The following is a 4,516-nucleotide window of genomic DNA, read 5'->3' as shown; positions in this document are numbered from 1 at the left end:
AATTCCGAACTGCGAGTGGTCGGAGTTTACCATCGTAAATATTGGCGGCTGAGGAAGTTATCAAACCGGTATGTTGGCGGGTTGTCGTTGCCCGCGCCCGGGCACAAAAAAGTCCTGAGCCGCGACTAGTTCGTAAACTATGTCGCGACTCAGGACAATGGCGGAGACGGGGGGATTTGAACCCCCGGTCCGGTTTAATCCGGACCCTTCATTAGCAGTGAAGTCCATTCGGCCGCTCTGGCACGTCTCCACGTTGTATTACCACCGGTGAGTACACCGGCCAGGAAAACAACGATGGCCAGCTTATCCGTCAGGCAGAGCCGGGGTCAAAACGCAACGGGTCGTGGACCATGGCTATGGTAATTTGAGGCCGGTTCTCGCCGGGTCCGGTCCACCCTGATCCTGATCGCCCTATGAATCTGTTACACCGCGGGTCCGATTATGCGCCGCCGACCCCGCGCCGCCGATACCGTTGGAAGGTGCCACCTCATGCGTTCACTCGTGGTTACAGCTTGGTTTCCGGATACGGATATCCCAAGCCGGACGCCATTTGTCCTGGAGCACTGCTGGGCGCTTCAGGAGGCGGGTCACCTCGTCTCCGTGGTGCACATCAACATCGGTCGAGAATCCCGCCCCACTGTTCAAGAATCCTACGAGGGTGTCCCGGTCACTCGGGTGTGGCTGGATGTGACGAATCCACTGAGTTTTGTCCGGGTGTCCCGCCTGGTCTCACGCGGGCTACGGGGTGCTGACGTACTCCACACCATGGCGTTTTCGGCGGCACTCTTTGCCGCCCCCGCGTGGTTGTTCCGCAGGGCACCCTGGGCCCACACCGAACACTGGAACGGCGTGGTCAACCCCGCAAGCGTCGGAACCCTGTGGCGGAGTGTCTCCTGGCTGCGCTATGTCTTGCGTTTACCCCACGCTGTCACCGGTGTGACGAGGGAACTCGCGGACGAGATGGCCAAGTTTTCACGTCCGGGTGCCACGCACGTGGTTCCCTGCGTGGTGCAGAACCCGAACCCGATTCTCCCCTTTCCGACCGAGCCTCCACTGCGGCTCGTGGGCGTGGGTGCGCTCGTCGACCGGAAACAGCCGTTGCTCGCGCTGGAGACCGTGGCCCGCCTGGTGCAGCGCGGAACGGATGTGCAGTACACGCTCGTGGGTAAAGGCCCGCTGATGGCCGCTGCGCAAAAGCGCGCCGAAGAACTCGGTATTGCCGATCGTGTGGTCTTCACCGGCCCCATCGGCCCCTCGGAGGTCACCGAGCATCTGTCCCGGGCCCATTTGTTCTTCCTGCCCAGCAAGCAGGAGAACTTCTTCACGGCGGTGGCCGAGGCCCAGGCCGCCGGCCGTCCCGCCGCCGTGCCGCTCAGTGGCGGCTTCGACGACTACTGCACCGACCAGAATTCCGTCCTGACAGACAGCTGGGACCCCGAAGATCTGGCCGATGCCGTGCTCCTGGCCTGGGAGAGATTCCACGCGGTGTCACCGGACCGCATTGCCGACACGGTCCGCGAGCGATTCTCCCGGAAGACCGTGGGAGCGACGTTTGACGAGATCTACCGTTTGATCACCGGCCGCTCGAACCGCGCACCCAAGATCTCTGGCTAGTATTCACCCAATGACCACTCCGGCCGCTACTCCGGGCGCTCCAGGGCGCTGGCGTGGAATCCTCTTCCCGCCCCCCAACCACGAGAACAAGGACAACCCCATCGGGTCCTCGTTCGCCCTGACCGTCATCGCCGTATTCGTCCAGGGTCTGTCGCGTTTCGGCTACACCTTGCTGATCGGCAACCTCCTGGGTAACGAGATTCTGGGCAAGGTCAATACCGCTATCTCCCTGGCGCTGTTCCTGGTGCTTCTGTGGCCCCAGGCCTCCGGCAATGCGGCGTCCAAGTTCATTGCCATGGCACGCGGCCGGGGAAACGCGGACGAACAATTGTCCGTGAGCTTGTACGCCTCACGAAGCGCAGCGGTCGGCATGGCCGTGTTGTCCGTCACCGCGGTCGTGCTGTCGGTCCTCGCATTGGATCTCCCCCTGGGCTACGCGTTGTCCACGGGCCTGCTGGTGATCTCGTTGTCCGCCTACAACTTTGTGCGCGGGGTCAGAACCGGGAATAACCAGTTCGTCACGACCACGGCCTGGGACTGCATTAGTTCCTTCGTGACCCTCACGCTGTTGGTCATTGTTCTCCTGGGTGAACTCACCCCGCTGTTGTTACTCCCCTTGAGTGTCGGGTATTTGATTTATGCCATCCCGTCGTGGCCTCTCAAGGGCGGAAGCAAACTGCCGTGGGCCCTCAAGAAAGAGATTCTGATGTTCACCCTCTGGGCGTCCATCAACATCATCACGGCCGCGGGGTTGCTGCAGTTGTCCCTGCTGCTCGGGTACCGTTTCGACACCCTGGCGGCCGTGGGTCAGTACTCCGCGGCCGTGGCCATTGCAACCCCGGCGAGCATGCTCTCCTCCTCCATGTTGGTCGCGCTCGCCCCTTCCGTGGCGCGCATGTTCACGGCGGGTGACCACGCGAACATGAAGCGGCAACTGGATTCGATCATGCGGGTGATGGTCCTGGTGTTCCTTCCCGTTTTCGGTGTGGGCATCATTTGGGCCGAGCCCCTCATTCACGTGTTGTACGGCGCCCGGATCAATGAATTCGAGGGATCGGTGCCGCTGCTGATCATCCTGTTCTTCGCTGTCTCGGCCACAAGTTTCAACGCCGCCAACTCCCGTCTCAACGGCGGCGAGTCGTGGGGCGTGAGGGTTCTTGCGTTGTGCAACGCGGTGGGCATGATGCTCGGTGTGGGCACGATCCTGTGGCTGGGCCCCACCATGGGAGTCATGGCGTCTGCCATCGGCTACATGGTGGCCTGTTTCATCAGCGCTCTGGCGCCCATGATCGTGGTCTGGGTTCATGACCGGATGCGCTGGGGCGGCCTACTCACACGAATCGTGGTCGGGTACGTCCTGATTCTGGGCTGCTTGTTCCTGGGTCTGCGTCATTCGGAGCTGTGGGTGAGCGTTGTTCTCACCGTGGCGTTCTGCGCCGTGTGGGCCTTGATTTCTTGGGGCGATCTGGCGCCCCGCATCCGCATGGTCACGGGACGGTTTCGCAAGAACTAATGGTTCGGTTGTTCAGGCGCGGACTCTAACCCGCCGTCGAGCCGCGCCGCCCGCCCCACTTGTGACGCAGAATTTGAACGACTCCCGCGACGCTGATCCGCAGTGGTGCATTCCTCGCGAGCAGCCACGACAGTTGCGGCGTTGCCAATGCCGCAGGTGAGGCAAAACGACGTCGTGCGGCCAGGGCCTGCACCAACCGGTCCGGTTCCGTATCGGGATGGCTCAGCAGTTCGATCACGCGCGAGTCGGCCCGTGACAGCTGATTTTTACTCAGCGGAGCGACGCGCAGCAAGGACTGAATCGAGTCGTACGCCGCTTGCGCCTGTGCGCGGTCCCACGACCCAGTCTTCACATGCAACTCAATAAAGGGAAAAATATTGACCCGAATGAATTTGAGGTAGAACCCAGCTTGCAGGGCCGGCGGCACCTGAGCGAACCACTCCGTTTCGCTGAGGCGGAGAGCGGGCAGGGCTTGGTCGCCCACGGGAATGGGGGCCCGGGAGACTCGATCCGTCGCGTCCGCATGAACGAGCAGCCCGGGGATACCCCGGGCGTAATCAATACGCTGGGCGTGCGCGTGGAGCCGAAGAATGAACGCTTGTTCCTCGGCCGTGATCACGTCCGTGTCGAACCGGGCGCCCGCCGCTCTGGCCGTGGCCACACGGATGAGTCCGAAGGCCGAGCTTCGGTAGAACAACCGGTCCGCCACCGCGGAAAGATCAGAGCTGCGCCACGGCCGGGTGATGGGAGTCATGTCCGCTCGCCCATCGGAGTGGTGCTGGAACGGCAGCACCCAGTCGCTGCCGCGGGTCCGGGCAATCGACACCCAACGATCCACGGCCCCGGGGTCCAGGGTGTCGTCGCTGTCGAGGAAACTGATGAACGTTGCGGTGGTCCGTTCCAGAGCGGTGTTGCGCGGACCTGCCGGTGTAGTTCCTGGGTCCGAGCACTCAACAATGGTCACTCGTGCCAACTGCTCTTCCGAGAGCATGGACTCAACCTGCCGAGCGGATATGTGATGGGCGACCACCATGATCCCGCAGTCCGCGGGGCGCATTCCTCGCGTTGCCGCGATGGCCGAGCCCACGGCCCGCCCCAGCGGGCGGGTTTGGGAGTGAACCGGAATGACGACGTCGACCACGGGCGGGTCAGATGATTCGCTCATGACACGAGACTAATGGAATCCTCTGGGGCGGCGCTTGGCGGCTGATCCCTCGGGCTTAGCGCTGCGGGACCCGGATCACCCCTGCGATGCCAACGCGAACGGCAGAACATTGGTGGCGCCCGCCAGGCGCAGTTCACGTGCGGCAACGGTGAGTGTCCAACGGCTATCCACGAGGTCATCCACCAGCAGGATCGATGGCTGCGGTTGTTCCCGCAAGGCCTGCG

Annotated in this window: 3 protein-coding genes and 1 tRNA gene; 2 read left to right on the top strand and 2 right to left on the bottom strand. The window is 62.8% G+C overall.

The window, feature by feature from the left end:
• Positions 1-158 precede the first annotated feature (158 nt).
• Positions 159-250, bottom strand: a tRNA-Ser gene (locus tag Q4E95_RS11230).
• Between the two features lie 191 nt (positions 251-441).
• Here Q4E95_RS11230 and Q4E95_RS11225 point away from each other — a divergent pair.
• Together Q4E95_RS11225 and Q4E95_RS11220 are read left to right on the top strand one after the other, a co-directional pair.
• Positions 442-1,614, top strand: a complete 1,173-nt coding sequence (locus Q4E95_RS11225) for a glycosyltransferase (RefSeq protein WP_368660328.1) — start codon at positions 442-444, stop codon at positions 1,612-1,614.
• A 10-nt stretch (positions 1,615-1,624) separates the two neighbouring features.
• On the top strand, positions 1,625-3,127 hold the full coding sequence (locus Q4E95_RS11220) for a lipopolysaccharide biosynthesis protein (RefSeq protein WP_303383389.1): 1,503 nt from the start codon (positions 1,625-1,627) through the stop codon (positions 3,125-3,127).
• Positions 3,128-3,152: 25 nt separating this feature from the next.
• Here Q4E95_RS11220 and Q4E95_RS11215 read toward each other — a convergent pair whose 3' ends face one another.
• The gene (locus Q4E95_RS11215; RefSeq protein ID WP_303383388.1) at positions 3,153-4,292 is read right to left on the bottom strand and encodes a glycosyltransferase; all 1,140 of its coding nucleotides are present in this window, start codon (positions 4,290-4,292) and stop codon (positions 3,153-3,155) included.
• Positions 4,293-4,516 lie beyond the last annotated feature (224 nt).

Source organism: Kocuria sp., assembly GCF_030536815.1.
Classification (GTDB): domain Bacteria; phylum Actinomycetota; class Actinomycetes; order Actinomycetales; family Micrococcaceae; genus Kocuria; species Kocuria gwangalliensis.
This window is presented reverse-complemented; position numbering and strand designations above follow the sequence as displayed.